Here is a 24921-nt window from a genome sequence, read left to right as displayed (position 1 = left end):
ACGGCAGGTCAGGCGGTCTCGGGCTGCAGCGCCAGATAGCGGTGCGCGTAGGCGATCGCCATGCCGCCCTCGCCGACGCCGGCGGCGACGCGCTTCACCGATCCTGATCGAACGTCGCCGATCGCGAAGACGCCGGGCGCGCTCGTCTCGAGCGAGAACGGGCGGCGCGCGAGGGGCCACGCGCCCGCCTCGGCCGCGTCGGCGCCGGTCACCACGAAGCCGTGCCCGTCGCGGGCGATCTCGGCGGGCAGCCACTCCGTCGAGGCATCCGCGCCGATCATGACGAACACGACCTGGCACTCGCGACGAGCGGTCGTGCGGTGCTCCCGATCCGCGACCTCGATGCCCTCGAGCGAGCCGTCGCCGTGCAGCGCGGTGATCTCGCTGCGGAGCTCGACCCGGATCGCCTCGTGCTGCGCGAGCTGGTCGATGAGGTAGCGCGACATGCTCGCCTCGAGCGAGGGGCCGCGCACGAGCATCGTGACCGAACGGGCGTGGCGTGCGAAGAACAGCGCGGCCTGCCCTGCCGAGTTCCCGGCGCCGACGATGCAGACGTCGGCGCCCTGCGCGACCGCCGAGTCGCTGCGGGCGGCGCCGTAGTAGACGCCGTTGCCGAGGTAGCGGCCGACGCCCTCGACGGGCAGGGTGCGCCAGTCGACGCCCGTCGCGATGAGCACGACGGCGGTGCGCAGCGTGGTGCCGCCGTCGAGGCGGACCTCGTGACGCATCGGGTCGATCGCCTCGACGGTGCGCGTGACGACGATCTCGGCGCCGAGCCGTCGCGCCTGCTTGAGCGCCCGGCTCGCGAGGTCGTCGCCCGAGATCCCGAACGGGAATCCGGTGTAGTTCTCGATGCGCGTCGACGTGCCCGCCTGGCCGCCCGGCGCGAGCGCCTCGATCACGACGGTGCGCAGGCCCTCGGCGGCTCCGTTCACGGCCGCGGTGAGCCCGGCGGGCCCCGCGCCGAGGATGACGACGTCGTATTCGTTCGCCGCGGGTTCGACGTCGAGGCCGACAGCGGTGGCGACTTCGCGCATCGTCGGGTCGACGAGCCGGTCGCGGCCCGTCAGCTCGACGACGGGGTACCGCCCGCCCGCCTCGCCGGGCTCGATCACGAGGCGCTCGAACGCCACTTGGTTGCGGGTGAGGAACGTCGCGACCGCGTGCACCCCCGGGTCCTGCCGGGGCCCGATGACGCGCACCTCGCTCGTGCGCTGCTCGGCGGCGATCTCCTGCAGCGAGTCGAGATAGCGCCGCGCGAGGCCCGCGACGAGCGCCGGCACGTTCGGCGCCATCGCCGCGAGCGTGTAGTACGCCGTGACCTCCAGCTTCACGATCCGGGATGCCTCGGCGGCGCGCCCGCTCGCGGGGAACGGCGTGCTCAGGGTCATCGGCACCTCGCCGAAGAACCGGCCGGGCGTGCGGGTTCCGATCACCCGCTCCTCGCCGTTCACGATCTTCGTGATCTCGGCCCGCCCCTCGATGACGACGAAGAGCGCGCGCTCCTCGCCCTCGTGGGCGAAGTACTCGCCGGGCGCGAGCCGGATGTCCTCGACGGCTCCGGCGAGGTACTCGAGCGTCGGCTCGGGCAGCGACGCGAAGGCCGGAACACCGCGGAGCATTTCGGCCGTGATCATGCTCGGACGCTAGCGAGCGCCGAATCGCGCCGTCAAGGAATCGGGCGTCCCCACTTGTCGGGGCAGCGCGCGGATGAACGGATGTTTACGTTCCCTTTACGGGGCATGTTTACGTTGACATTCGCGCGCTCCGGCCCATAGCCTGACGATTCAGGAGCCGGGTCGGCGCCCCCGCACGACGGCGACGGCGCTGCCCACGGCAGAACAGAGAGGTTCGCAGAATGCATCGTCGTCTCCTCAGGGCAGCGGTCGGTCTCACGACCGCCGTGGTCGCGATATCGATCGCGAGTCCCGTGTACGCCGCAACCCCCGAGAGCCCGATCCCGCAGCTCACGGGCCCCGAGCTCGCGGCATCGTGGACGGCGCCGCTCAGCACCGTCGGCCGCTACATCGTCGACGCCGACGGCGACCGGTTCAAGCTCGAGTCCGCCAACTGGGACGGCGCGCAGGGCCACTGGAGCGGCAGCGGCGACAAGAACGACCCCGCCAACCACAACAGCGGCATGAGCTACGACATCCCCATGGGTCTCGACCGCGTGCCGATGGCGACGCTCATGAGCGACTTCCACGGCCTCGGGCTCAACAGCATCCGGCTGTCGTACTCGAACGAGATGCTCGGCCTGACAGCGCCGGTGCCCGACGTCGCCGTGGCGGCGAACCCCTCGCTGAAGGGCAAGACCCCGCTGCAGGTCTTCGACGCCGTCGTCGACGCCCTCACCGCCGACGGCTTCGCGGTGATCCTCAACAACCACACCACGACGTCCCGCTGGTGCTGTGGCGCCGACGACGGCAACTCGAAGTGGTACAGCAGCCAGACCACCGAGAAGTGGATCAGCGACTGGGTGATGCTGACCGAGCGCTACGAGGACAACCCCCGGGTCGTCGGCATGGACCTCCGCAACGAGGTGCGCCGCGACGTCTGGAACGACGCCAACTGGGGCATGGGCGACGGCAACGACCTCTACCAGGCGTTCCAGCGCGCAGGCGTCGCCATCCAGCAGGCGAACCCCGACGTGCTCGTCATCATGGAGGGCATCAACTGGCAGGGCGTCCCGCTCGACGGCCTCTTCCACGACCGCCCGCACCTGAAGCCCGTCGCGAACCTCTCGAACGCCCTCCCGTACCCCGACAAGCTCGTCTACGCAGCGCACATCTACGCCTACACCGGGCCGAAGCACACCGGGGCGACCGGGCTCGGCGAGACCCACGATCCCCGGTACCGCGACCTCAGCCAGAGCGAGCTCGTGGCCGAGGTGAACCGGGCCGCGGCGTATGTCAACACGGCCGGCCAGCACTACACGGCCCCCGTGTGGTTTAGCGAGTTCGGCATCGGCCACGCCGCCGACACCGGAGCCCTCGACAAGGCGTGGTGGGTCAACTTCACCGACATCCTCGCGGCCAACGACAGCGACTTCGCCGCGTGGCCGCTCGTGGCGCAGGCCGATGCCGCCGGCAACTTCGCCGACGGCTACGCGCTGCTCGCCTACAAGCCCGACGGCACCAAGCTCAGCATCGCCGACGACTGGCGCTACCCGCAGTGGGTGAAGCTCGTGAACGCGAACGGCAAGACCGGCTCCGTGGCATCTGTGCCGCGTTGGAACATGATCGGCAGTGGCAGCTTCGTCGACAGCCAGTCGTCGCTGCGGATGCTGCAGGCCGGCGACTGGTCGCCGGGTCAGTGGAAGGGCACGTGCCCCGACAGCCAACGCCTGCAGGGCATCGCGCGGAGCACCAACCGGGGCCTCTGCACCGACGTCGGCGGCATCGCCACCTCGAACCCGCGCGTGCAGAGCGGGCAGGGCAACATCACGAACGACTGGGCCTCGGGCTACGACAAGCTGCAGTGCAACCCCGGCGAGGTCGCGGTCGGCTACAGCCTCGGAACCGGGACCGGCACCAAGGCCGCGATGTGGAAGCTCGTCTGCGCGACGAGCACCACGGCGCTGCCGGCGAGCCAGGGCCGCCTGATCTGGTTCGACCAGGGCGACAACCGCCCGGCCGGCGGCGGCTCCACCGCGAGCGACTGGGCCCCCGGCAAGTACAAGGGCCAGTGCAAGGACACCGAGTACATCGCCGGCGTGGCCTACACCTACCGCTGGAACCACGGCGGCGTGCCCGACGCGCTGCTCTGCAAGCCGCTCAGCTGATCGGCGGATGGCGAAGGGGCCAGGTCGCGATCGCGACCCGGCCCCCTTCGCGTGTTCGAGGTGTCAGCCGCCGAGGCTGAGGCGGAAGACGCGGGTGTCGAACGCGGCGACCTCGACCGAGACGGATGCCTCGTGCAGTTGCTGGAGCGAGCCGGCCCAGACGTCTCGGGCCACGACCGTCGCGTGGACGGGCACGCCGAGCAAATCGAACGATGCGCTGATGTGCGTCGATTCCGCGGTCTGGTTGAACAGCGCGACCGCGAAATCGCCGCCCGCGAGTTCACGCACCCAGACCTGCCCCGCATCGCCGGTGGCCACGCGGCGGGCCTGGCGCCCGAGCGGGTCCTGGTCGATCGCGACGAGGTCGGCGTTGGTGAGCACCTCGATGAGCTCCTCGGCGAGCGAGGCGACGTTCGTGCCGAGGAACAGGGGCGCGGCGAGCATGCACCACATCGCGAAGTGCGAGCGGTTCTGGGCGAGGGTGAGGGCCCCGTTGCCGAACTGCAGCATGTCGGGGTCGTTCCACGCGCCCGGTCGCGCGAACTCGGCGAGCGCGGCTTGCTGCTCGATGATCGACACGATCGACGGCCACTCGGGCGCAATGTCGGCTGTCGTGCGCCAGAGGTTCGCGATCGGCGGCGCCCAGCGCCACGGCTCGCCCTCGCCGTACTCCGAGATCGCGTAGACGATCGGGCGCCGCAGTCGCGCGAGCTCATCGTGCATCAGTGCGAACGCCTCGGGGCGTGTGTACGGCGTCGTCTGCTCGGCGCGGCACCAGTCGTACTTCAAGTAGTCGACGCCCCACCCGGCGAACGTCTCGGCATCGAGCCGCTCGCGGCCGTAGCTGCCGAGGTCGAGGTCCGGGTAGTCGTCGTAGTAGTTCGCACAGGTCTGCGCGCCCGGCACCGCGTAGATGCCGAAGCGAAGCCCCAGTTCGTGCACGCGGGCCGCCAGGTCCGGGATGCCGCTGGGGAACCGCACCGGGTCGGAGACGAGCCGGCCCGACTCGTCGCGACCGCCCTGCCAGCAGTCGTCGACGACGACGTAGCGGTAGCCGGCCGCTGCCAGGCCGCGATCGACGAGTGCGGTCGCGGCCTCGAGCACGACTCGCTCGGTGAGTCCTTCGCAGCGCACCTGGTTCCAGCTGTTCCAGCCCATCGGCGGGGTCGCGGCGAGCTGCTGCTGCATCTGGTCGCTCATTCGCGTGCCTCCTCGACGTCGTTGCCGACGAGCGGCGCGAGCCGCACCTCCTGCAGCACCGTGCCGGCGAGGTCGCGCATCGTGAGCACGAGCTCGTCGGCGCTCGCCTCGCCGTCGATCCAGGATGCCGCCTCGTCGCTCGTCACGTCGAAGTCGGGTCCGCCGCCGATGAGCTGCGCGTACGGGAACTCCTCGGTCCCCGGCATCCACGTCTGGTAGTGCGTGTGACCCGAGACGACGATCTGCGCGCCCCAGCCGACGAGCGCGTCGTGCCAGGCGTCGCGGCTCATCCGGCTGAACCAGTCGTAGCCCTCGGCGTCGTAGTCGACCTCGGTCTCGTCGATCCAGCGCAGCGGGATGTGGCAGAAGACGACCCGGTACGGGGCATCCCGGAATTCGGGGCGCGCGGTGACCTCGCGCAGCCACTCGGCCTGCTCGGCGCGCAGCGGCTCGAAGGCGACGCGGCCCTCGAACGTCGGGTGGGCGTCGGGCTTGTCCTCGCCGGTGTGCAGCACGATGCAGGCCACCGGTCCGATGCGGAACGCGGTGAACGGCCGCCCTTCGGGCGTCGCCACGAAGTCCTCGAGCTGGTAGGCCCAGGTGCCGCGCACGTCGTGGTTGCCCACCACGATCGCGAGGGGGCGCCCCGCGCTGACGTCGAGGCCCGCCGGGTTCAGCACCGTCGAGGTGAACCACGACGGATCCTTCCAGTCGTTGCAGAGGTCGCCGTTCCAGACGAGCACGTCGACCTCGGGGGTTGCCTCGTGGAGTGCGCGCAGGGTGTCGTCCCGCTGGTGGGTGTCGTTCCACACGGCGAAGCGAGCGCGGTCGGATGCCGCGTCGAGGGTGCGCACGGGCTTCCACTCGCTCTCGTGGCGCCTGCCCGGCGCCTCGACCGCCTCCGTGACCGAGCGCACGCGGAGGGCGGTGCCCGCGGGCCATCCGGCGGCGCGCACGCGCAGCACCCGGTCGCCCTGCGGCACCATGCCGAAGGCGTCGGCGGTCGCCGTGCCGCTCGATCCGTCGGCCGCCTCCCACTCGAGCCATCCGCGGCTGAGCCGACTCACGCCCCAGACGACCTCGAACCCGTCGGCGCGCGGCGCCATCACGACGGGCGGGCTCGTCACGAGCGGCTGGGTCATCGAGTGCTCCCGAGGTCGAGGGTGAAGCGGAATCGCAGGTCGTCGTCGAACCACATCGTGAAGTTCGTGCCCCACATGTTGTTGTGCAGGTTGACGTGGAGGCCGTCGTTCGGGTCGGGCACGGTGTTGTCGAAGCGATAGAGCGCCGGACGGCCGACCGCGACGAGCGCCGCATCGAGCGGGCGCAGCGCGAACGTGCGCTCGGCGGTGTGGGTGACCTCGGCGACCGCGTGCAGGCTGCGGTTGCCGTTCCGCACGACCTGCTGCGGGTCGACGGGCGAGTCGATCTTCGTGAGCCGCCAGTCACCGGGCTCGGTGCGCGGGCGGAAGCCGAGCCAGCCCGCCTCGGGCAACCGGGAGGCGTCCTTGTCGCGAAGGTCGAGCGTGATCGAGATCGGCCCGGCCGCGGCCGGGAACCGGTAGGCGAGCCGGATGTCACGGGCTCCGCCCCAGGTCTCGCACGCCGCCTCGGGCAGGGCGAGCCAGAGCGAGATGACGGTCGCGTCGTCGTCGTCGAACCGCTCGGCCGAGACGACCCGCGGTGCGAACGTCGTCGCTGGCAGCGTCTCCGCGATCGCGAGCCCGGGCTTCGCCTGGTCGGGGATCGCCCACATCGCGTGCTGGTCGAGGTCACGGCAGTACTCCTGTACCCATCGGGTCTCGTCGCGCTCGTCGAAGGTCTCGTAGCGGTACGCGGCGAGCGGATGCTCCGGCCCCGCCCATTCCGTGCCGTCGGCGTCGACCAGGGAGACGAGGGCGCCGTCGGCGCCGAAGCGCACGCGGTAGGCGCCGGCGCTGTGCTCGGCGTCGGCATCGATCGGCTCGAACGTCCCCGCGGCCGCGTCGTCGGCGGGCCGGGTCTCGGCGATCGCCGCCTCTGCCTCGGCGCGACGCTCGGGCGAGAGCGCGGCGAGCGCGCGGTCGAGGTGGGCGCGCTGCTCGGCCCAGGAGCGCTCGAACGTCGAGTAGCGAAGGCCCTGCGGGTTCGGATGCTCGGTGTAGGCCCACGCGTACTGGTCGAACTCGGCGGGGTTCGCGGCCGGGTCGATCACGTCGGCCGCACGGGCGCGCTGGAAGTCGGCCTTCTCGTAGTTCACGTAGTCGGGCAGGTGGGTCTTCAGGTCCTCGCCCCACGTGTGCTCGGGCACGAGCAGCAGGCCGTCGCTGAAGGCGTCGCACTCCTCGGTGCCGGGCACGAGGGTGCCGGCGGCCACCCACTCGGCGCGGAGCCGCAGGAGCGCGCGCAGCCGCGCGGTCTGCACCGGGTCGCTCGCGACGCCGTGGATCCAGGAGTCGCCGACCTCCTGCTCGAGCACGGGCAGGCTCTCGCGCACCGCGACGACTCCGGCGCTGAACGTCTCGAGCGTCGAGGCGACCACTCGCGCCTCGGGGTAGGCCGCCTGCAGTTCGGCGAACAGCGCCTCGACGTCCTCCACCGGGGGCGGGCCGAAGTTGTCGCCCGTGTGCGCGAGGTGCAGTGCGTCGGTGCCGCCCGGCACCATGGCCACGCCGAGGTCGGTGGCGCCGTAGCTCAGCGCGTAGTTGACGACGACCTCGCTGCCGTCGGGGGCGCGCCACACGAAGAACTCGGGCACCTCGGGTACCGCCGAGGCGCCGTTGACGCCGAGGTGCAGGTATTCGATGCCGCCGCGGGCGAGGAAGGGCACGAGGCCGATCGTGTGGCCGGGGACGTCCGTCATCTTCGCCGCGGTCGTGCGGTGGCCGAAGCGGGCGTCGAGCTTGCGGCCGATCGCAATGGCGTGCTCGACGAGTCCCGGGTCCATGAGCTCGGTGTGCGTCGTCAGGGGCAGTGCGTGCCAGGTGACATGGCCCGCGCGGATCGCGCGCTCCAGCGCCTCGCGCTCATCGGGGCTGCCGAGGCGGAGCGCCTCGTGGATCAGCCACGAGCCGGTCGTCCAGACGAATCGGGCTTGGCCGCCGCGGCGCTCGAGCTCCTCCGCCAGCGCGATCGCGCGCGGCAGGTACTCGTGCACGTAGCGGTCGGTGACGTTCGCGGCGGTGTCGGTGAAGCCCAGGTCGAGGTGGGTCTTGAAGACGACGTGGACGGTCGAGATCATGCGTGAATCCAAACTGCGGTGTCAGGGGCGAGGGTGGTGAGCGCGGTGAGATCGTGCGGCGTGCTCGTGAGCAGCACCTCGCCGGCGGGCAGCGGCACGGGCTCTGCTCCCGTGTTGATGAGCACGGTCACGTCGGCGTTCCTGAAGGCGAGGACGTCGGCAGCGTATCCCGGCAACCATTCGAGCTCCCCGGCGTCGAGCCCGCGCTCGCGGCGGAGCGCGATCGCGGCCCGGTAGAGGTTCAGCGTCGAGTCGGGATCGGCCTGCTGCCGGTCGCGAGCGAGGCGACCCCAGATCTCGGGCTGCGGCAGCCACGAGGCATCCGTCGTGCCGAAGCCGTACGAGGGCGACGCGGACTCCCACGGGATGGGCACGCGGCAGCCGTCCCGCCCGTACTGCTCGCCTTCGGTGCGGAAGAAGGTCGGATCCTGCCGTGCGGCATCGGGGATGTCCGTGGCCTCGGGCAGCCCGAGTTCTTCGCCCTGATAGAGGTAGGCCGAACCCGGCAGCGCGAGCATGAGCATCGCCATCGCGCGGGCCCGCGGGATGGACTGGTCGTAGGAGGGGATGCCGGTCGTGCGCGGACCGACGCCGCCGGCGCGCTCGGCGGGGGTGAACATGAGCGTGGTGACCGTTCGGATGCCGTCGTGGTTCGAGGCCACCCAGGCCGTCGGTGCGCCGACCGAACCGAACGCCGTGAGTGCGCCGTCGATGGATGCGCGCAGTGCGGAGGCGTCCCAGAAGTTGAGGACGTCGTTGAAGGCCTGATGCATCTCGTCGTGACGCACCCAGTCGGCGCGCCGTGCGAGCGGCTTGATCCAGGCCTCGGCGGCGAGGATGCGCTCGCCCGGGTACTCGTCGAGGAGTCGTCGCCAGTCGCGGAAGATGTCGTGCACGGCCGCTCGGCCTTCGTACGGCGGCATCTCGTCATCGTCGCCGGGGTGGTAGTCGGGCAGGCCCTCGGCCTTCACGAGGCTGCTCGCGACGTCGACGCGGAAGCCGTCGACGCCACGGTCGAGCCAGAAGCGCAGGATGCGGCGGAACTCGTCGTGGACCTCCTCGTTCGTCCAGTCGAAGTCGGGCTGCGACGAGTCGAAGAGGTGCAGGTACCACTGACCGGGCGTGCCATCGGGCTCGACGACGCGGGTCCAGGCCGGCCCGCCGAAGAAGGACGCCCAGTTGTTGGGCGGCAGTTCGCCGGCCGTGCCGCGGCCCTCACGGAACAGGTACCGGCCGCGCTCGGCGCTGCCGGGTGCGGAGGTGAGCGCCGCCTGGAACCACGGATGGGCGTCGGACGAGTGGTTGGGCACGATGTCGACGATGACCCGGATGCCGCGGGCATGCGCCTCGGCGACCATCGCGTCGAAGTCGGTGAGGGTGCCGAAGAGCGGGTCGACGTCGCAGTAGTCGGCGACGTCGTAGCCGCCGTCCTTCTGCGGCGAGGTGTAGAACGGCGAGAGCCAGATGGCGTCGATGCCGAGATCCTGCAGGGCGCCGAGGCGCGCGGTGACGCCGGCGAGGTCGCCCATGCCGTCGCCGTTCGCGTCGGCGAAGGAGCGGGGGTAGATCTGGTAGATCGCGGCGGTGCGCCACCAATCCGGGTTCGCCACCACCGTCGATGCGTCGGGCCGCGATACCGGAAGATCACCGGATTCATGGGCAGGAGCGGGGGCTGTCCGTGTGCGTGACGTCATTGTGACCTTCGGATCGAGGGGATTCTGTTTGCGTAAACATCATTCTCGCCTATACTGCGATGGGAACGCAAACATTCACGAAGGAGTGCGTACGCGCATGACGAAGAAGTCGCCCACCCGAGGCGCGGAAGCAGGCCGCAGATGAGCGTGGCCCACGTGCACGCAGAACCACCGGTCGGTGTCTCGACCGAGACGTACGCGTTCTCGACGGCGAAGGCCGCCGAGACGCCCGGCCGCCGTCGGAAGAAGTCCCGCCGCGACTGGTCGGGCTGGTGGTTCGTCGGGCCGTTCATGCTCGTCTTCGCCCTCGTCTTCATCGCACCGCTCGTCTACGCGATCTACCTGAGCCTCTTCCGCGAGACCCTCATCGGCGGCAACTCGTTCGTGGGGCTCGAGAACTACGCGAAGGCCCTCGTCGACCCGAAGTTCTGGGACGCCATGCTGCGCGTCACGGTCTTCCTCCTCGTGCAGGTGCCGATCATGCTCGGCCTCGCGCTCTTCGCCGCACTCGCCCTCGACAGTGCGCGCCTGCGCTGGGTGCCGTTCTACCGGCTCTCGATCTTCCTGCCCTACGCCGTCCCCGGTGTCGTCGCGGTGATGATCTGGGGCTACATGTACGGCTCGCAGTTCGGTCTCGTCGCCGACATCAACCGGTTCTTCGGCGTCGAGCTGCCCTCCCCGCTCGCCGAGAACCTGATCATGATGTCGATCGGCAACATCGTGACGTGGGAGTTCGTGGGCTACAACATGCTCATCTTCTTCTCCGCGCTGAAGGCCGTGCCGCACGAACTCTACGAGGCCGCCGAGATCGACGGCGCCGGAGCCTTCCGCACCATCTTCTCGATCAAGCTCCCGTCGATCCGCGGTGCCATCATCATCGCGACGATCTTCTCGGTCATCGGCAGCTTCCAGCTCTTCAACGAGCCCTCCATCCTGCAGACCATCGCGCCGAACTCCATCACCTCGTACTTCACGCCGAACCTCTACGCCTTCAACCTGTCGTTCACGGGCTCGCAGTTCAACTACGCCGCGGCGATCGCCATCGTCTCGGGGATCATCACCATGGTCGTCGCCTACCTCGTGCAACTCGGCGGCGAGAAGAAGGAGAAGAACGCATGAGCGCCGTCGAATCGAGCGTTCGCTCGGGCCGTGCGCCGAGCAAGCTCGCGAGCGGCGCCCTGCCGCCGCGCGCGGTCGTGAAGCGGTCGGCCCGCAACCCCCGGCACAAGCGCGCCTCCGTCACCCTCGCCATCCTCATGACGGCGATGCTGCTCTACTGCCTCGTGCCCCTGTGGTGGCTCGTCGTGAACTCGACCAAGACGATGGACTCGCTCTACGACTCCTTCGCCTTCTGGTTCAGCGGCGAGTTCGCCCTCTTCCAGAACATCGCCGAGACGTTCACCTACGCCGACGGCATCTTCCTGCGCTGGCTCGGGAACACCGTGCTCTACGTGGTCCTCGGGGCCGGCGGTGCGACCCTGCTCGCGACCCTGGCCGGCTACGGGCTCGCGAAGTACAACTTCCCCGGTCGCAAGTGGGTGTTCGCCGTCATCCTGGGCGCAATGGCCATTCCGGGTTCGGTGCTCGCCGTGCCGCAGTTCCTCCTGTTCAGCAACCTCGGCCTCACCAACACCCCGTGGTCGGTGGTCATCCCCTCGATGGTGAGCGCGTTCGGTCTCTACCTGGTCTGGGTGTACGCCCGCGAGGCGATCCCCGATGAGCTCATGGAGGCCGCCCGCCTCGACGGTGCGGGCGAGATCCGCATCTTCTTCCAGATCTCACTGCGCCAGCTCGCTCCGGCCCTCATCACGGTGCTGATGTTCGCGGTCGTCGCGACGTGGAACAACTACTTCCTGCCCCTGATCATGCTGAGCGACGAGCGCTGGTACCCGCTGCCGGTCGGTCTCGCGCAGTGGTCGGCACAGGCGAGCGGCGTCGGCACCGACCCCATCCCGAACCTCGTCATCACGGGCTCGCTGCTCACCGTCATCCCGATCTCCGCAGCCTTCCTCTACCTGCAGCGCTACTGGCAGTCGGGCCTGACCGCCGGAAGCGTCAAGTAGCCCGGCGTCGCCGACTCAGAACCCGCACCACACCCCCGACCTGCACCACAACCCGTACCGAAGACCCACACCAAGAAAGGGAAATCACACTCATGGAACGAATCACCCCTCGCCGATGGGCGCGACTCGGAGCCGTCGTCGGCACCGGTGCGCTGCTCGTCGGAGTGCTCGCTGGCTGCAGTGGCGCAGCGCCGGGCGCCGACAGCGGTTCGACCGACACCGATGCAGCGCTGAAGGAAGACGTCACGCTCACCTGGTGGACCTGGAGCGACAGCACCCAGGAGCAGGCCGACGCCATCTCCAAGGTGTACCCGAACGTCACCTTCGACGTCGTCAAGCTCGAGAACCCCGACGCCGCGGTCACCAAGCTGCAGAACGCCATCAAGGCCGGCAAGGGCGCCCCCGACCTCGTGCCGGTGGAATACCAGACGCTGCCGCAGCTCGCCCTCGGCGACGCGCTCGCCGACCTGACCCCCTACGGCCTCGGCGACTACGCCGACTCGTTCACCGCATCGACGTGGAACGCCGTCAACGTGCAGGACCAGCTCGTCGGCCTGCCGCTCGACTCCGGCCCCATGGTCATGATCTACAACAAGGATCTCTACGACAAGGCCGGCATCACCGAGGCGCCCGCCACGTGGGACGAGTTCGCGACGGCCTCCGCCGCGATCCACGCCTACGACCCCGAGGCCTACATCGCGAACAGCGGCGACGCGGGCTTCTTCACCAGCATGATCTGGGCCTCGGGCGGTCAGCCCTTCAAGACCGAAGGTGAGAACATCACCATCGACCTGCAGGACGAGGGCACCAAGAAGTTCGCGGACTTCTGGAACGAGCGTCTCCACGCCGGCGAGCTCTCGGGCGTTCCGACCTGGTCGGACGAGTGGTCGAAGGCCCTCACGCAGGACAAGCTGGGCACCCTGATGATGGGCTCCTGGATGATCAGCGGCATGAACGACTACGGCACGCTCGGCAAGTGGCGCGTCGCGCAGATCCCCTCGTGGGACGGCCAGCCCGCCTCGGCCGAGAACGGCGGCAGCGCGCTCGCCGTCAGCTCGCAGAGCGAGAACAAGGCCGCGGCAGCCGGCATCCTCAAGTACCTCGCCGAGGGCGAAGGACGCGAGCTGGTCAACGCGAACGGCTTCCCGTCGACCATCGCGGACCTCGAGAACCCCGAGTTCCTCGACTTCCCGTTCGACGCCTACGCCGGCCAGCCCGCCAACCAGCAGGGCGCGCTCTCGTCGGAGTCGGTCATCGAGGGATGGCAGTATCTGCCCTACCAGGGCTACGCCAACAACGTCTTCACCGACTCGGTCGGCAAGGCGCTCGGCTCGGACGGCGACCTGAACGCGGCGCTCGTCGAGTGGCAGGACACCCTCGTCGAGTTCGGCAACGAGCAGGGCTTCACCGTCAACAAGTAGCAGTACACGCAACACTCCGCGGGGCAGTCGCCGTCACGGCGGCTGCCCCGCGGTCCGTTTCTCGACACAGGATCAGCGCATGCCCACTTTCTCCATCGGTGACACCGACTTCCTCCTCGACGGCTCGCCGTACCGCGTGCTCTCCGGTGCGCTGCACTACTTCCGGGTGCACCCCGACCAGTGGAGCGATCGCATCCGCAAGGCCCGGCTCATGGGCCTGAACACCATCGAGACGTACGTGCCCTGGAACGAGCACTCCCCGACGCGCGGCGAGTTCCGCACCGCGGGCAACCTCGACCTGGCACGTTTCCTCGACCTCGTACACGGTGAGGGCATGCACGCGATCGTGCGCCCCGGCCCCTACATCTGCGCCGAATGGCACGACGGCGGGCTGCCCTCGTGGCTCGTCTCCGACCAGTCGATCGTGCTCCGATCGCACGACGACGCGTACCTCGAAGCCGTCGGCGAGTATCTCGACGCGGTGTACGACATCGTTCGGCCCCGCCAGATCCAGCACGGCGGACCGGTGATCCTCGTGCAGATCGAGAACGAGTACGGCGCGTACGGCGCCGACAAGGACTACCTCCGCCGGCTCACCGAGCTGACGCGCGAGCACGGCATCGACGTGCCGCTCACCACCGTCGATCAGCCGATCGACGAGATGCTCGAGCACGGCAGCCTCGACGAGCTGCACCGCACCGGCTCGTTCGGCTCACGCGCCGCCGAGCGACTCGCGACGCTGCGCCGATTCCAGCCGACCGGGCCGCTCATGTGCTCCGAGTTCTGGTGCGGATGGTTCGACAGCTGGGGTGAGATCCACCACGTCACCTCGGCCGAGGACTCGGCACGCGAGCTCGACGAGATGCTCGCGGCCGGGGCATCCGTCAATATCTACATGTTCCACGGCGGCACGAACTTCGGATTCACGTCCGGTGCGAACGACAAGGGCACCTATCGTTCGATCGCGACGTCGTACGACTACGACGCCCCGCTCGCCGAGGACGGCACGCCGACCGAGAAGTTCTGGCGGTTCCGCGAGGTCATCGCCAAGTACGCACCGGTGCCCGCCGAGGTGCCGGCCGAGCGAACGGATGCCCCGGTGCTCGAGGTCGATCTCGACCGGAACGCGTCGCTCTGGCAGATGCCGATCATCGCCGCGCAGCGATTCGACCACCTGCCGGTCGCGGCCGAGTTCGGCTCGACCCGTGGCTTCATGTGCTACTCGACACGCGTCGAGCACGGCGGCCTCCTCAGCTTCGGCGAGGTGCGCGACCGGGCCCAGGTGTTCCTCGACGGTGCGCTCGTCGGCGTGCTCGATCGTGAGCTCCATGAGCGGGTGCTGCCGCTGCCCGACGGCGACGGCGGCGAGCTCACCGTGCTCGTCGAGAACCTCGGGGGAGTGAACTACGGCTCGCGCCTCGGCGAGGCGAAGGGACTCATCGCCCCCGCGACGCTCGACGGGGTGCCGCTGACCGAGTGGACGGCGGGCGCGATCATGCTCGACGACCTCGATCCCATCCGGGAGGTGCTGGCCGCCGGGCCGCGCGTCGAGGCGGGCGAGCGCAGCGAGGCCGGCACAGCCGGGGCCGTGCCGCTGTCGGGACCGGTGTTCGCCAGCGGGGTCTTCACGCTCGACGAGCCGACCGATCTGCACATCGAGCTGCCGGGCTGGAACACCGGGGTCGTCCGCGTCAACGGCGTCAACCTCGGTCGCTACCGCAGTCGCGGGCCGCAGCGCACGCACTACGTGCCCGCGCCGGTCGTGCGGGCCGGCGAGAACGAGATCCTGGTCTTCGAGACCGTCGGCGCGACCGCCTCGGCGGTGCGCTTCGCAGCTCGGCCCGACCTCGGTCCCACCGAGGCGTGACGGCCCGCGCGCAGCACCGCCCGGCGCGATCGGCGCTATGCGCCGCGTGCCGGGCCGGTGCTGTCCCGCTCCACGAGGTGGGTCGGGATCAGCTTGTTCTTCGGCGCCTGCTCGCCGTCGATGAGCGAGACGAGCAGGGCGGTCGCCCGCTGGCCGACCTCGTCGAAGTTCTGGTGCACGGTGGTCAGCGACGGCCAGTAGGCGACGCTGTCATCGGCGTCGTCGAAGCCGACGACGCTGATGAACTCGGGCACGGCCCAGCCGTGCTCGTGGAAGGCGTGCAGGAGGCCGAGTGCCATCTGGTCGTTGGCCGCGAAGACGGCGGTCGGCGGGTGCTCGGAGGCGGTGATCTCACGACCGAGCGCGAGGCCGGAGGCGGCCGTCCAGTTGCCGACGAGCATGGGCCGGGGTGCGAGGCCCGCCTCCGCCATGGTGCGGAGGTAGGTGTCGGCGCGTCGTCGGGCCGAGAAGGAGCGCGCGGGCCCCGCGACGTGCAGGATGTCGCGGTGGCCGAGCCCGAGCAGGTGCTCGACGGCGAGACGTGCGCCCTGCTCCTGGTCGGTGTCGACGATCGTGTAGGGCTGGGTGGCGTCGGAGTCGACGATCACGAGCGGCAGGCCGGCGGTCAGCTTCAATTCGTCGGGCGAGCCGATCTCGGCCGACATGATGAGGATGATGCCGTCGACGGCCTGCTCCTCGAGCCGGCCGAACGCGCCGGCGACCTCGAGCTGCGTGGGGTCGGCGACCGGGATCAGCGTCGTGGTGTAGCCCGCGGCCGCCGCCGACTCGGCGACCGCGTCGAGCGTGCGCTCGTTGCCGAGCGTCTCCAGGTTGAAGGTCACGACGCCGATGCTCCGGAACCGGCCGGACTTCAGGTTGCGGGCCGCGCTGTTGGGGCGGTACCCGAGCTCGTGCATGGAGGCGAGCACGCGGTCGCGCGTGGCCGGTCGCACGTTGTTCTGGCCGTTCGCGACCCGCGAGACGGTCTGCGCCGAGACGCCGGCGTGCACGGCGACGTCGTTGATCGAGGCGCGAGCCTTGGGAGCCGACGCGTGTCCGGACAAAATGTTCGATTCAACCGTCATGGTGACGTAAACACTACTCTGAAGCCACCCCTGAGAGGAATCCGATGATGACCCCGATTTCCAACTCCGGCGTCGTGATGCGCGCTGGCGACGTCGCACTCGTGCTCGACCTCGGCGGAGGCCTGCCCGCCGTCGTGCACTGGGGGGCCGACTGCGGCGAGCTCGACGGGGCGGGCTACTCAGCGCTCCTCGCGAGCGGCGTCCTGCCGGTCGCACCGAGCGAGGTCGACGAGCCCGTCCGCATCGCGATCCTCCCCGAGCACGCCCGCGGCTGGATGGGGCGCCCCGGGCTGAGCGGCTCGCGCGAGGGGACCGCGTGGTCGCCGATCTGGCGCGTGACCTCGGCGAGCCTCGACGGCACGGTGTTCCACGTGGCATCCGATGCCGGTGTCGTGAATCACGGTGCGGGATCGCTCGTCGTCACGGCGGTCGACGACGCCGCCCGGCTCGCACTCACCCTCACCGTCGAGCTCAGCGAGGCCGGCGTCGTGCGCACCCGCGCCGAGGTCGAGAACCTCGGCGAGCTGCCGTACCAGCTCGACGACCTCCTGCTCTGCCTGCCCACCCCCGCCATCGCGAGCGAGGTGCTCGACTTCGCCGGCCGGTGGTCGGGCGAGCGCGCGCCCCAGCGCCGGGCGATGACCGTCGGCGCCCACCGGCGCGAGGGGCGGCGCGGCCGCACCGGGCTCGACTCGGCGATGATCCTCTCGGTGGGCACGCCGGGCTTCGGCTTCGATCACGGCGAGGTCTGGGGCGTGCACACCGCATGGTCGGGCAACCACGTGCACCAGGTGGAGCGGGTGCTGACCGGCGAGCAGCTGCTCGGCGGCGGTGAACTGCTGCTGCCGGGCGAGGTGCGGCTGGCGCGCGGTGAGCGATACGAGAGCCCGTGGGTCTACGGCATCTACGGCGCCGGTCTCGACGACTCGGCGAGGCGGATGCACCGCCACCTCCGTGCGCGCCCGCAGCACCCGCGCACGCCTCGCCCGGTGACCCTCAACGTCTGGGAGGCGGTCTACTTCGACCACGACGTCGACACCCTCGTCGAGCTCGCCGACCGTGCGGCCGAGCTCGGCATCGAGCGGTTCGTGCTCGACGACGGATGGTTCGGCGCGCGCCGCAACGACCGGGCGGGTCTCGGCGACTGGACCGTCTCGAGCGAGGTCTGGCCCGACGGGCTGCACCCGCTCGTCGACCGCGTGCGCGGCCACGGCATGCAGTTCGGCCTCTGGTTCGAGCCCGAGATGGTGAACCTCGACTCCGACCTCGCGCGGGCGCACCCCGAGTGGATCATGGCGACCGGTGGCCGGCTGCCCGTCGAGTCTCGTCACCAGCAGGTGCTGAACCTCGGAGTCCCCGAGGCCTACGCGTACGTCAGGGACGCCATGTGCGCCATCCTCGACGAGTACGACATCGCGTACATCAAGTGGGATCACAACCGCGACCTCGTCGATGCGGGCACACAGTCGACCGGGCGGCCCGGCGTGCACGAGCAGACCCTCGCGTACTACCGGCTCGTCGACGAGCTGAAGTCGCGCTACCCCGACCTCGAGATCGAGTCGTGCTCGTCGGGCGGCGGCCGGGTCGACCTCGGGGCGATCGACCGCACCGATCGCATCTGGGTCTCCGACAACAACGACCCGATCGACCGGCAGCAGGCCAACCGCTGGACGACCCAGCTCGTGCCGCCCGAGCTCATGGGCTCCCACATCGCCTCGGGGGCGTCGCACATCACCAACCGACTCCACGCGCTCTCGTTCCGCGCGATCACGGCGCTCTTCGGGCACCTCGGGGTGGAGTGGGACCTGCGCACCTCGGACCCGGCCGAACTCGCGGAGCTCGGGGAGTGGATCCGCCTGCACAAGGCGCACCGCGAGCTGCTGCACGGCGGTGATCTCGTGCGCCTCGATCACCCGGACCAGACGACCTCGGTCAACGGCGTCGTCGCATCGGATGGCTCGGCCGCCCTGTTCGCGTACGTGTCGCTCGCTCGGGCCACGGTCGCGAGCCCCGGGCGCATCCGGCTGCCCGGCCTCCTGCCGACCGCCGTCTACCGCGTGGAGCCGGCGCTCGTCGGCGGCCTCCCGCACGGCGCCGACCCGGCGCCGTGGTGGGAGGAGGGGCCGATCGAGCTGAACGGTGCCGCGCTCGGCGCGATCGGCGTCGTGATGCCGAGGCTGCGTCCGGAGCAGGCGGTGCTGCTGCGCGTCGAACGCGTCGACGGCGGGGATTCGCACGGTTCCGCCGCGTGAGCGGCGGCATCGTCCTCGCCGTCCTCGGGGCGGCGCTGCTGCACGGCAGCTGGAACGCCATCGCCAAGGCGATTCCGGCCCGGCTGGTCTCCTCGGCGCTCATCGGCACGGTCTACCTGCTGGTGGGGGCGATCGGATGCCTCGTCTTCCCGCTCCCACCGCAGGAGGTCTGGCCGTACCTCCTGATCTCGGCCGCCGTGCAGACCGCGTACCTCGTGCTGCTGACCGCGGCCTACGCGAAGACCGAGTTCGGCCGAACCTACCCGCTCACCCGCGGCATCGCCGTGCTCGGCATCACCCTGATCTCGACGATCTTCCTCGGCGAGCGGATGACCCCGGCCCAGTTGGCCGGCGTCGCCGTCGTCGCCGTCGCGCTGTTCGCGCTGTCGTGGTCGCCGAAGGGGGGCCGCGGGGGACTGGCAGGAACCCTGATGGCGGTGGCGGTCGGTGTCACGATCACGGCGTACTCGGTCATCGACGGCATGGGCGTGCGCCTCTCGGGGGAGCCGTTCGGCTACGCGTCGTGGCTGTTCCTCATGCAGGGCATCACGATCCCGCTCGTCTGCTTCATGCTCTCGCGCGACAAGGCCGAGATGCTGCGCGGGATGCGGCGACACGCGCCGATGGGCGCGCTCGGCGGCATCCTCTCGCTCGCGGCGTACACGATCGTGGTGTGGGCGCAGTCGCTCGCCCCGCTCGCGGTAGTCTCGGCGCTCCGTGAGACCGGGGTGCTCGCGGCCGGCGCTATCGGCTACCTCGTCTTCCGCGAGCCGCTGAGCCGGTGGCGCATGACGGCGACGGCGTGCGCGGTCGCGGGCATCGTCGCGATCAGACTCGGGGGGTGATCGGGCGGGGCGGCGCCGGTCTCGTCCGGCGTCGCCTCCACCCCGCGCGGCGATCGGTCAGGAATCGAGAAGCGGCCCTGCACGGCCCGGAAATAGCGTGAACGACATGAACACGATCACCGCATCCACCGCCATCGACTCCATCATCATCGAGGCCGCCGACCCGGCAGCGGCCGAGCGCTTCTACGCCGAGGCCTTCGGTCTCGGTCGCCGCATCCGCGTGCGTGCGACCGACTCGCCGTCCACCGGGTTCCGCGGATACATGGCCTCGCTCGTGGTCTCGCAGCCCGCCGCCGTGCGTCGCCTCGTCGACGCGGCGGTCGCCGCCGGCGCCACCGTCGTGAGGCCCGTCGCGAAGTCGATGTGGGGCATCGGCGGCGTCGTGCAGGCGCCCGACGGCAGCGTCTGGAAGATCGCGACCTCCGCGAAGAAGGACACCGCGCCCGACACCGGCGAGGTCGAGCGGATCGTGCTGCTGCTCGGCGGCGACGACATCCTCGCGAGCAAGCGCTTCTACGTCGAGCAGGGCTTCCGCGTCGGCAAGAGCTTCGGCCGCAGCTACGTCGAGTTCGAGAACCAGGCGGGCGCGATCCAGCTCGGCCTCTACCGGCGTGGCCCGCTCGCGAAGGACGCCGGAGTTCCCGAGGAGGGCACGGGGTCGCACCGCCTCGTCCTCGTCGGCGGCGGCTCGACGGTGACCGACCCCGACGGGTTCGCGTGGGAGCCCGCCGAGCGTTGAGCCCCCGTCCGAGGCGACGCGCGGTGCCGGAGTGCGGCACCGCGCGTCGTCGCGTGCATCCCAGCGGCGCCGGGAGTTCGTCGGGCGGCTCAGCCGTCGAACAGCGGCCGCTCGGGAGGCTTGCGCCCGGTCTCCTGTTCCCATGCCTCCAGCTGCTGGGTGAGCGCCTTGGCCAGTTCGAACACCTGCTCGGGTGGGAGGCGGATCCGGCTCACGATCTGGCCGGGCACGGCGACCGCGCGCGTCCCGTCGGGGTCTTCGACGGTGGTCGGCGGTTGCGTCAGTGCGACGTAGTCCATGACGAAGACGTTCGGCGTGTGCCAGACGCGAGCGAAATCGGCGAACACCCCCTGGGCTCGGTCCGCCGGCAGATCGATCTGGAATCGACGCGGGAGATGCTCGTCATTCATCGTGCTCCTTCGCAACCGCTCGGCGACGTGACTGTTCGTCGTCGCATTCTCGTCCACCGGTGAAGGCGCGACAAGCGAGGTCGTATCCGGAGGCCGCGCGTCGCCGCGCGAATCCCGAGCACGGCGCGTGATCGTCGCTATCGTTGAGCCGATCCGACCTGACGGCGAGTCGGCCGACGGGCGGCACCGTTCGAGGAGGACCATGCCCCGCGACATCGTCGAGAGCGCGCGCTCATGAACATCGATCCCGCCGTCGTGACCACCATTGCGCTCGTCGTCGCCGACTGGACGATCCGCATCGTCGCGCTCATCGTCATCCCGCGCGACCGCAAGCCGACCGCCGCGATGGCGTGGCTGCTCGCGGTCTTCCTCATCCCGTTCGTGGGCGTCGCGCTCTACCTCCTCATCGGCAACGTGCGCCTGCCGAAGCAGCGCGTCGAGCGCCAGCGCGAGATCGACGCGGAGATCGCCGCCCGCACCGCCGGCCTCCCCGCGGTCGACGGCCAGTCGGAGTGGCCCGCCGCCTTCAGTTCGATCGCCGAGCAGAGCCGGGTGCTCACCGCCTTGCCCGCCGTCGGCGGCAACCGCGCCGAACTCATCGGCGACTACCAGGCTTCGATCGACCGCATGGCCGCCGAGATCGACACGGCTGAGCACTTCGTGAACGTCGAGTTCTACATCGTCGCCTTCGACGAGACGACCCGCGGCTTCTTCGCCGCGATGGAGCGTGCGGTGGCGCGCGGCGTGAAGGTTCGACTCCTCGCCGACCACGTTGCATCCCGCCGGGTGACCGTGAGCGACGCGACCGCCGTCGAACTCGACCGCATCGGGCTCGAGTGGCACTACATGCTGCCGGTCCGCCCGCTGAAGGGCGAGTTCCAGCGCCCCGACCTGCGCAACCACCGCAAGCTCGTCGTCGTCGACGGACGCGTCGCGTTCACGGGATCGCAGAACCTCATCTCGCGCGACTACGACTCGCCGAAGAACCAGAAGCGCGGGCTCATGTGGCAGGAGCTCGTCACCCGCGTCACCGGGCCCGTCGTGGCATCCGTGAACGCCGTCTTCTGCTCGGACTGGTACATGGAGACGGGGGAGTCGCTCGTCGAGACCGCCCACGTGCCGGCCGCCGAGGTCGTGGCCGAGGGCGGCCCCGGCGAACTCGTCTGCCAGATCGTGCCGAGCGGACCGTCGTTCCCGCAGGAGAACAACCTGCGGCTCTTCCTCTCGCTCGTGGGCGCGGCGCAGGAGCGGGTCATCATCACGAGCCCCTACTTCGTGCCCGACGAGGCGATGATGTACGCGATCACCTCGGCCCGCTACCGCGGCCTCGAGGTGCAGCTGTTCGTCTCCGAGATCGGCGACCAGGGGTCGGTGTGGCACGCCCAGCGTTCGTACTACACGCCGCTCCTCGAGGCCGGGGTCCGCATCTTCCAGTACCCGGGCCCGTACATCCTGCACTCGAAGCACCTCTCGATCGACGACGACGTCGCCGTCATCGGCTCGAGCAACATGGACATCCGCTCGTTCAACCTGAATTTCGAGATCTCGATGCTCGTGCGCGGCGCCTCGTTCGTGCGCGACATGCGTGAGGTCGAGGAGGGATATCGCTCGATCAGTCGTGAGCTCACGCTCGAGGAGTGGAAGCAGGAGCCCGGGACCGCGACGTTCCTGGATGGGGTGGCACGGCTGACGTCGGCGCTGCAGTGACGGTCGTGCGCGGGCGACGCGCGGGTGCGTTGCGTCACGGAGTCGCGGCCCTCGCGCTGCTCGCCCTCGTGTTCGGGGTGTCGGGATGCACCCGCGGGCCGTCCGAGGCCGAACTGGCCGGCGCAGCAGACGCACGAGACGACGGCCACCAGACGCTCGCGGGGTTCGACCTGGCCGCTCCGGCGGGATCGGTTCGGGCCGCGCATCGCACGGTGGATGCGTGCGGCTCGCCGACGAGTGATCGCGGTGGTTTCGATGATCGACACGTCATGGGATACGAGTGCTTCGTCGTCGAACGGGTCGTGTACACCCCGGCCGACAGGAACGGCCAAGGTTTCGACGTCGATGCATCCACCCAGGAGCTCAGCGGGCGACTCGGCCTCACGGCCGCCGAAACGTGGGGCGGGGACCTGTATGCCCACGGGCGGATCGAAGTGGATGGATTCACCGTCATCGTGGAGATCTCGCATGACCGGATCGATGAGCCCTCGACCGTCGGCCAGCTCCCGGTGCAAGGCTGGCACGCGAACGACGTCGTCCATGAGGACGATGGCGATCTGCTCGATCGGCTTCCCGAGTTGGTCGCAGCCGGTGAGTCCGAGGTGCTCGTCGCAACGGTCGCGGTTCGCTACTTCCGCGATGCACCCGGTGCTCCCGACTAAGGCCTGCTCGACAGCTCGCGGAGGTCTCAGACGGCGACGAGCCGGCGGTGCGGGACGGCACGCGCCTCCGCCGCTCGCAGCGGGCCCGCTCAGTGCATGTTGTCGTTGCCGGTGACGTGGGTGGCGTAGCCCGCGCAGCCCGCCTCATCCCACCGGTAGGCGGCCCCTGCGCCGGTGTCGCCCCACATCGCGAGCTCCCACGCGGCGGTGCCGTCGTCATCGACGCCGAAGCCGTGTTCGATCATGCAGGCGTCGACCTCCGCCTGGTAGACGGCGGCCGCCTCCTCCCAGGTGAGTGCCTCGGGGTCGGGCTCGGGCAGCGGCGCGGAGAGCGGGGTCCCGGCTGCCCGTGCGACGGCGACCGCGTGATCGCCGACGCCGAGGCATCCGCGTCGCTCCCAGTCGGAAGCGGGGACCGACCAGCTCTCGCGCGACTCGCCGAACAGCGCATTCAGGAAGATGACAGACTGCTCGAAGCTGAGGCCCTTGGGCTGCCTGTGCTGGTTCAGCCAGGGCGCGGCGGGCAGGTACTCGACCCCCTGCTGGCCCATGCACTCCGCGATGACCTGCTCGCGGCCCATGTACTCCGAGCGCTCCTCGGTCGACTCGAGCTCAGCGGTGAACGGCTCGACCACGACGACGTCGTCGTCATCGTCGGTCGTCGCGCTCGCCGCGGCGGCGTCGAGCCCGCCGGACACCCCCGCCGACTCGACCTCGCCGAAGGGCAGTGCGAACGGCGTGACGCCGTACGCACCGGCGACGGTGAGCCCGGCGGCCGCGGCACACACGACGAGGCCGCCGATCGCGATGGGGGCCATGATGCGCTTGAGGTTCATCGCGACACCTCGTCGGGCTCGGGGGCGGTGCGTCTCGGCGCCGCCCACCACGCGCTCATCGAGAGGAAGAAGAGCACCGCGGCCCCGGTCGCCAACCGGTTCAGCAGCACCATCTGCGCGGTCGACGACGAGTAGAACTCGGTGAACGTCAGGCTCGTGTCCACGAGCGCGTACGTGCCGAAGCGGATCAGCAGGTAGGCCGCGACCGCGAGCACGAGCCCCGCGAAGCCGCGGCGTCGCGCGACCATGAGTAGCCATGACCCGACGAGTGCGAGCACGAGGCCCACGATGGTGAGCTCGGCCATGTCGGCCGCGCCGTGCCAGTTGCCCAGGAGCATGCTGCGTGCGACACGCCAGACGACGAACCCACCCCACGCCACGAGCGCGATCGCCGCGAGGTGCGCGAGCGCCGGCATCGCGAGCGGGAAGGTGCCCCTCGGTGCGTCGAGCGTCGCCCCGCGAAGACGAGCACCGCGCCAGGCGAGGTCGGCGGGGATGCCGCGAACGGCCCTGCCGAGGATCGACGCCCCCGCACCTGCCCCGGAGTTCGCACGCTCTTCGAAGAGGTCGGAGGCGAGCTCGGCCCGTCGCTCGGCTGCGACCTCGTCGGGCAGCTCCGCGGTGTACCAGCGGCACCAGCCGATCACGGCGGCGTCGATGCGCCCGGCTGCGGGGTGCCGTGTGCGAGCGGATGCCGCGAGCTCACGTGCTCCCTCGGCCTCGAGCGCTCCATCGGGCTCGAGTCTGATGTCGCTCATGCGAATGCCGACCGGGGGCTGAGTGCGGGCGCGGTGCGCTGCTCGATCTCAGTGCGACATGCGGCCGCGCCGGCGCCGGTCACCCGGTAGAGCCGCCGTCGTGGGCGGCCTTCGGCCGCGGCGATCCCGGGATCCTCCCACGCGGATTCGACCAGGCCGCGCTCGGCGAGGCGGCCGAGCGCCTTGTAGAGCGTGCCGTGCGCGGTGAGCGCCGAGGCCTCGGAACGGTCGGCGATGCGCTTCGCGAGGGCGAAGCCGTAGAAATCGCCGTCCTCGGCCTGGAGCTCGATACCCGCGCCGAGGATGTCGACCTCGAGGTCGACCAGTCGGCCTTCTCGTCTGCGTGGCATGGAGTCAGTATAGGAAGATATCTCCGGG

At 70.3% G+C, this 24921-nt stretch carries 20 protein-coding genes; 10 read left to right on the top strand and 10 right to left on the bottom strand.

From position 1 onward, the window contains the following. Positions 1-8: 8 nt before the first annotated feature. Entirely contained in the window at positions 9-1637 is a 1629-nt protein-coding gene (locus tag ACFVTR_RS07080) for an FAD-dependent oxidoreductase (protein ID WP_387035952.1), read from the bottom strand. Between the two features lie 293 nt (positions 1638-1930). On the opposite strand from ACFVTR_RS07080, the gene ACFVTR_RS07075 reads away from it, so the two are divergent. Then, complete coding sequence (locus ACFVTR_RS07075) at positions 1931-3784, top strand: glycoside hydrolase family 5 protein (protein WP_387035950.1); 1854 nt, start codon at positions 1931-1933, stop codon at positions 3782-3784. Positions 3785-3847: 63 nt separating this feature from the next. Here ACFVTR_RS07075 and ACFVTR_RS07070 read toward each other — a convergent pair whose 3' ends face one another. Genes ACFVTR_RS07070 through ACFVTR_RS07055 form a run of 4 tightly spaced genes read right to left on the bottom strand, consistent with a single transcriptional unit; the run spans position 3848 to position 9898 of the window. Continuing rightward, positions 3848-4984 carry a glycoside hydrolase family 27 protein gene (locus ACFVTR_RS07070; RefSeq protein WP_387035948.1) on the bottom strand — a complete coding sequence of 379 codons (1137 nt, stop codon included), beginning with the start codon at positions 4982-4984 and terminating at the stop codon, positions 3848-3850. Next, positions 4981-6126, bottom strand: a complete 1146-nt coding sequence (locus tag ACFVTR_RS07065; RefSeq protein ID WP_387035945.1) for a metallophosphoesterase family protein — start codon at positions 6124-6126, stop codon at positions 4981-4983. The genes ACFVTR_RS07070 and ACFVTR_RS07065 overlap by 4 nt, the downstream gene beginning before the upstream one ends. Continuing rightward, entirely contained in the window at positions 6123-8204 is a 2082-nt protein-coding gene (locus ACFVTR_RS07060; protein WP_387035943.1) for a DUF5054 domain-containing protein, read from the bottom strand. The genes ACFVTR_RS07065 and ACFVTR_RS07060 overlap by 4 nt, the downstream gene beginning before the upstream one ends. After that, complete coding sequence (locus ACFVTR_RS07055) at positions 8201-9898, bottom strand: glycoside hydrolase family 13 protein (protein ID WP_387035941.1); 1698 nt, start codon at positions 9896-9898, stop codon at positions 8201-8203. Before ACFVTR_RS07055 ends, ACFVTR_RS07060 begins: the two co-directional genes overlap by 4 nt. 141 nt (positions 9899-10039) lie before the next feature. Here ACFVTR_RS07055 and ACFVTR_RS07050 point away from each other — a divergent pair, with 141 nt between their 5' ends. From ACFVTR_RS07050 to ACFVTR_RS07035, 4 genes are all read left to right on the top strand, one after another. Continuing rightward, positions 10040-11017, top strand: coding sequence for a carbohydrate ABC transporter permease (locus ACFVTR_RS07050; protein ID WP_387035939.1), 978 nt, complete (start codon positions 10040-10042; stop codon positions 11015-11017). Further along, a complete protein-coding gene (locus tag ACFVTR_RS07045; protein ID WP_387035937.1) occupies positions 11014-11961 on the top strand; it encodes a carbohydrate ABC transporter permease in 948 nt (315 codons plus the stop codon). Before ACFVTR_RS07050 ends, ACFVTR_RS07045 begins: the two co-directional genes overlap by 4 nt. 92 nt (positions 11962-12053) lie before the next feature. Beyond that, the gene (locus ACFVTR_RS07040; RefSeq protein ID WP_387035936.1) at positions 12054-13382 is read left to right on the top strand and encodes an ABC transporter substrate-binding protein; all 1329 of its coding nucleotides are present in this window, start codon (positions 12054-12056) and stop codon (positions 13380-13382) included. Positions 13383-13461: 79 nt separating this feature from the next. Next, positions 13462-15249: a beta-galactosidase family protein gene (locus ACFVTR_RS07035; protein ID WP_387035934.1), complete on the top strand. Its 1788-nt coding sequence runs from the start codon at positions 13462-13464 to the stop codon at positions 15247-15249. Positions 15250-15284: 35 nt separating this feature from the next. Here ACFVTR_RS07035 and ACFVTR_RS07030 read toward each other — a convergent pair whose 3' ends face one another. Further along, complete coding sequence (locus ACFVTR_RS07030) at positions 15285-16334, bottom strand: LacI family DNA-binding transcriptional regulator (RefSeq protein ID WP_387035932.1); 1050 nt, start codon at positions 16332-16334, stop codon at positions 15285-15287. A gap of 44 nt (positions 16335-16378) precedes the next feature. Between ACFVTR_RS07030 and ACFVTR_RS07025 the strand changes: the two genes are divergently transcribed. From ACFVTR_RS07025 to ACFVTR_RS07015, 3 genes are all read left to right on the top strand, one after another. After that, complete coding sequence (locus tag ACFVTR_RS07025; protein WP_387035930.1) at positions 16379-18586, top strand: alpha-galactosidase; 2208 nt, start codon at positions 16379-16381, stop codon at positions 18584-18586. Then, positions 18583-19431: an SMR family transporter gene (locus ACFVTR_RS07020; protein ID WP_387035929.1), complete on the top strand. Its 849-nt coding sequence runs from the start codon at positions 18583-18585 to the stop codon at positions 19429-19431. Before ACFVTR_RS07025 ends, ACFVTR_RS07020 begins: the two co-directional genes overlap by 4 nt. Positions 19432-19537: 106 nt before the next feature. Beyond that, positions 19538-20170, top strand: a complete 633-nt coding sequence (locus ACFVTR_RS07015) for a glyoxalase (protein WP_387035928.1) — start codon at positions 19538-19540, stop codon at positions 20168-20170. Positions 20171-20259: 89 nt separating this feature from the next. Here ACFVTR_RS07015 and ACFVTR_RS07010 read toward each other — a convergent pair whose 3' ends face one another. Then, on the bottom strand, positions 20260-20784 hold the full coding sequence (locus ACFVTR_RS07010) for a DUF3467 domain-containing protein (protein WP_387035926.1): 525 nt from the start codon (positions 20782-20784) through the stop codon (positions 20260-20262). A gap of 30 nt (positions 20785-20814) precedes the next feature. Between ACFVTR_RS07010 and cls the strand changes: the two genes are divergently transcribed. Both cls and ACFVTR_RS07000 read left to right on the top strand, forming a co-directional pair. Beyond that, on the top strand, positions 20815-22287 hold the full coding sequence (cls, locus tag ACFVTR_RS07005; RefSeq protein WP_387035924.1) for a cardiolipin synthase: 1473 nt from the start codon (positions 20815-20817) through the stop codon (positions 22285-22287). Further along, entirely contained in the window at positions 22284-22949 is a 666-nt protein-coding gene (locus ACFVTR_RS07000; protein ID WP_387035922.1) for a hypothetical protein, read from the top strand. Before cls ends, ACFVTR_RS07000 begins: the two co-directional genes overlap by 4 nt. An 89-nt stretch (positions 22950-23038) precedes the next feature. Here ACFVTR_RS07000 and ACFVTR_RS06995 read toward each other — a convergent pair whose 3' ends face one another. From ACFVTR_RS06995 to ACFVTR_RS06985, 3 genes are read right to left on the bottom strand one after another with little or no spacing between them, the layout of a single operon-like run. Beyond that, entirely contained in the window at positions 23039-23785 is a 747-nt protein-coding gene (locus ACFVTR_RS06995) for a hypothetical protein (RefSeq protein WP_387035919.1), read from the bottom strand. Then, the gene (locus ACFVTR_RS06990) at positions 23782-24543 is read right to left on the bottom strand and encodes a hypothetical protein (RefSeq protein WP_387035917.1); all 762 of its coding nucleotides are present in this window, start codon (positions 24541-24543) and stop codon (positions 23782-23784) included. The genes ACFVTR_RS06995 and ACFVTR_RS06990 overlap by 4 nt, the downstream gene beginning before the upstream one ends. Next, a complete protein-coding gene (locus tag ACFVTR_RS06985) occupies positions 24540-24893 on the bottom strand; it encodes a PadR family transcriptional regulator (protein ID WP_387035915.1) in 354 nt (117 codons plus the stop codon). The genes ACFVTR_RS06990 and ACFVTR_RS06985 overlap by 4 nt, the downstream gene beginning before the upstream one ends. Positions 24894-24921 lie beyond the last annotated feature (28 nt).

It is taken from the genome of Agromyces sp. NPDC058126, assembly GCF_042884595.1.
In the GTDB taxonomy this organism is placed as follows: domain Bacteria; phylum Actinomycetota; class Actinomycetes; order Actinomycetales; family Microbacteriaceae; genus Agromyces.
The sequence above is the reverse complement of the archived record's forward strand: the minus strand, read 5'-3'. Positions and strand labels throughout refer to the sequence as shown.

Excerpts from the sequence above, each read along its gene's own strand:
- ACFVTR_RS07080 (WP_387035952.1), bottom strand. The coding sequence starts at position 1,637 with ATGATCACGGCCGAAATGCTCCGCGGTGTTCCGGCCTTCGCGTCGCTG.
- ACFVTR_RS07070 (WP_387035948.1), bottom strand. The coding sequence starts at position 4,984 with ATGAGCGACCAGATGCAGCAGCAGCTCGCCGCGACCCCGCCGATGGGC.
- ACFVTR_RS07065 (WP_387035945.1), bottom strand. The coding sequence starts at position 6,126 with ATGACCCAGCCGCTCGTGACGAGCCCGCCCGTCGTGATGGCGCCGCGC.
- ACFVTR_RS07060 (WP_387035943.1), bottom strand. The coding sequence starts at position 8,204 with ATGATCTCGACCGTCCACGTCGTCTTCAAGACCCACCTCGACCTGGGC.
- ACFVTR_RS07055 (WP_387035941.1), bottom strand. The coding sequence starts at position 9,898 with ATGACGTCACGCACACGGACAGCCCCCGCTCCTGCCCATGAATCCGGT.
- ACFVTR_RS07050 (WP_387035939.1), top strand. The coding sequence starts at position 10,040 with ATGAGCGTGGCCCACGTGCACGCAGAACCACCGGTCGGTGTCTCGACC.
- ACFVTR_RS07045 (WP_387035937.1), top strand. The coding sequence starts at position 11,014 with ATGAGCGCCGTCGAATCGAGCGTTCGCTCGGGCCGTGCGCCGAGCAAG.
- ACFVTR_RS07040 (WP_387035936.1), top strand. The coding sequence starts at position 12,054 with ATGGAACGAATCACCCCTCGCCGATGGGCGCGACTCGGAGCCGTCGTC.
- ACFVTR_RS07035 (WP_387035934.1), top strand. The coding sequence starts at position 13,462 with ATGCCCACTTTCTCCATCGGTGACACCGACTTCCTCCTCGACGGCTCG.
- ACFVTR_RS07030 (WP_387035932.1), bottom strand. The coding sequence starts at position 16,334 with ATGACGGTTGAATCGAACATTTTGTCCGGACACGCGTCGGCTCCCAAG.
- ACFVTR_RS07025 (WP_387035930.1), top strand. The coding sequence starts at position 16,379 with ATGATGACCCCGATTTCCAACTCCGGCGTCGTGATGCGCGCTGGCGAC.
- ACFVTR_RS07015 (WP_387035928.1), top strand. The coding sequence starts at position 19,538 with ATGAACACGATCACCGCATCCACCGCCATCGACTCCATCATCATCGAG.
- ACFVTR_RS07010 (WP_387035926.1), bottom strand. The coding sequence starts at position 20,784 with ATGGTCCTCCTCGAACGGTGCCGCCCGTCGGCCGACTCGCCGTCAGGT.
- cls (WP_387035924.1), top strand. The coding sequence starts at position 20,815 with ATGAACATCGATCCCGCCGTCGTGACCACCATTGCGCTCGTCGTCGCC.
- ACFVTR_RS06995 (WP_387035919.1), bottom strand. The coding sequence starts at position 23,785 with ATGAACCTCAAGCGCATCATGGCCCCCATCGCGATCGGCGGCCTCGTC.
- ACFVTR_RS06990 (WP_387035917.1), bottom strand. The coding sequence starts at position 24,543 with ATGAGCGACATCAGACTCGAGCCCGATGGAGCGCTCGAGGCCGAGGGA.
- ACFVTR_RS06985 (WP_387035915.1), bottom strand. The coding sequence starts at position 24,893 with ATGCCACGCAGACGAGAAGGCCGACTGGTCGACCTCGAGGTCGACATC.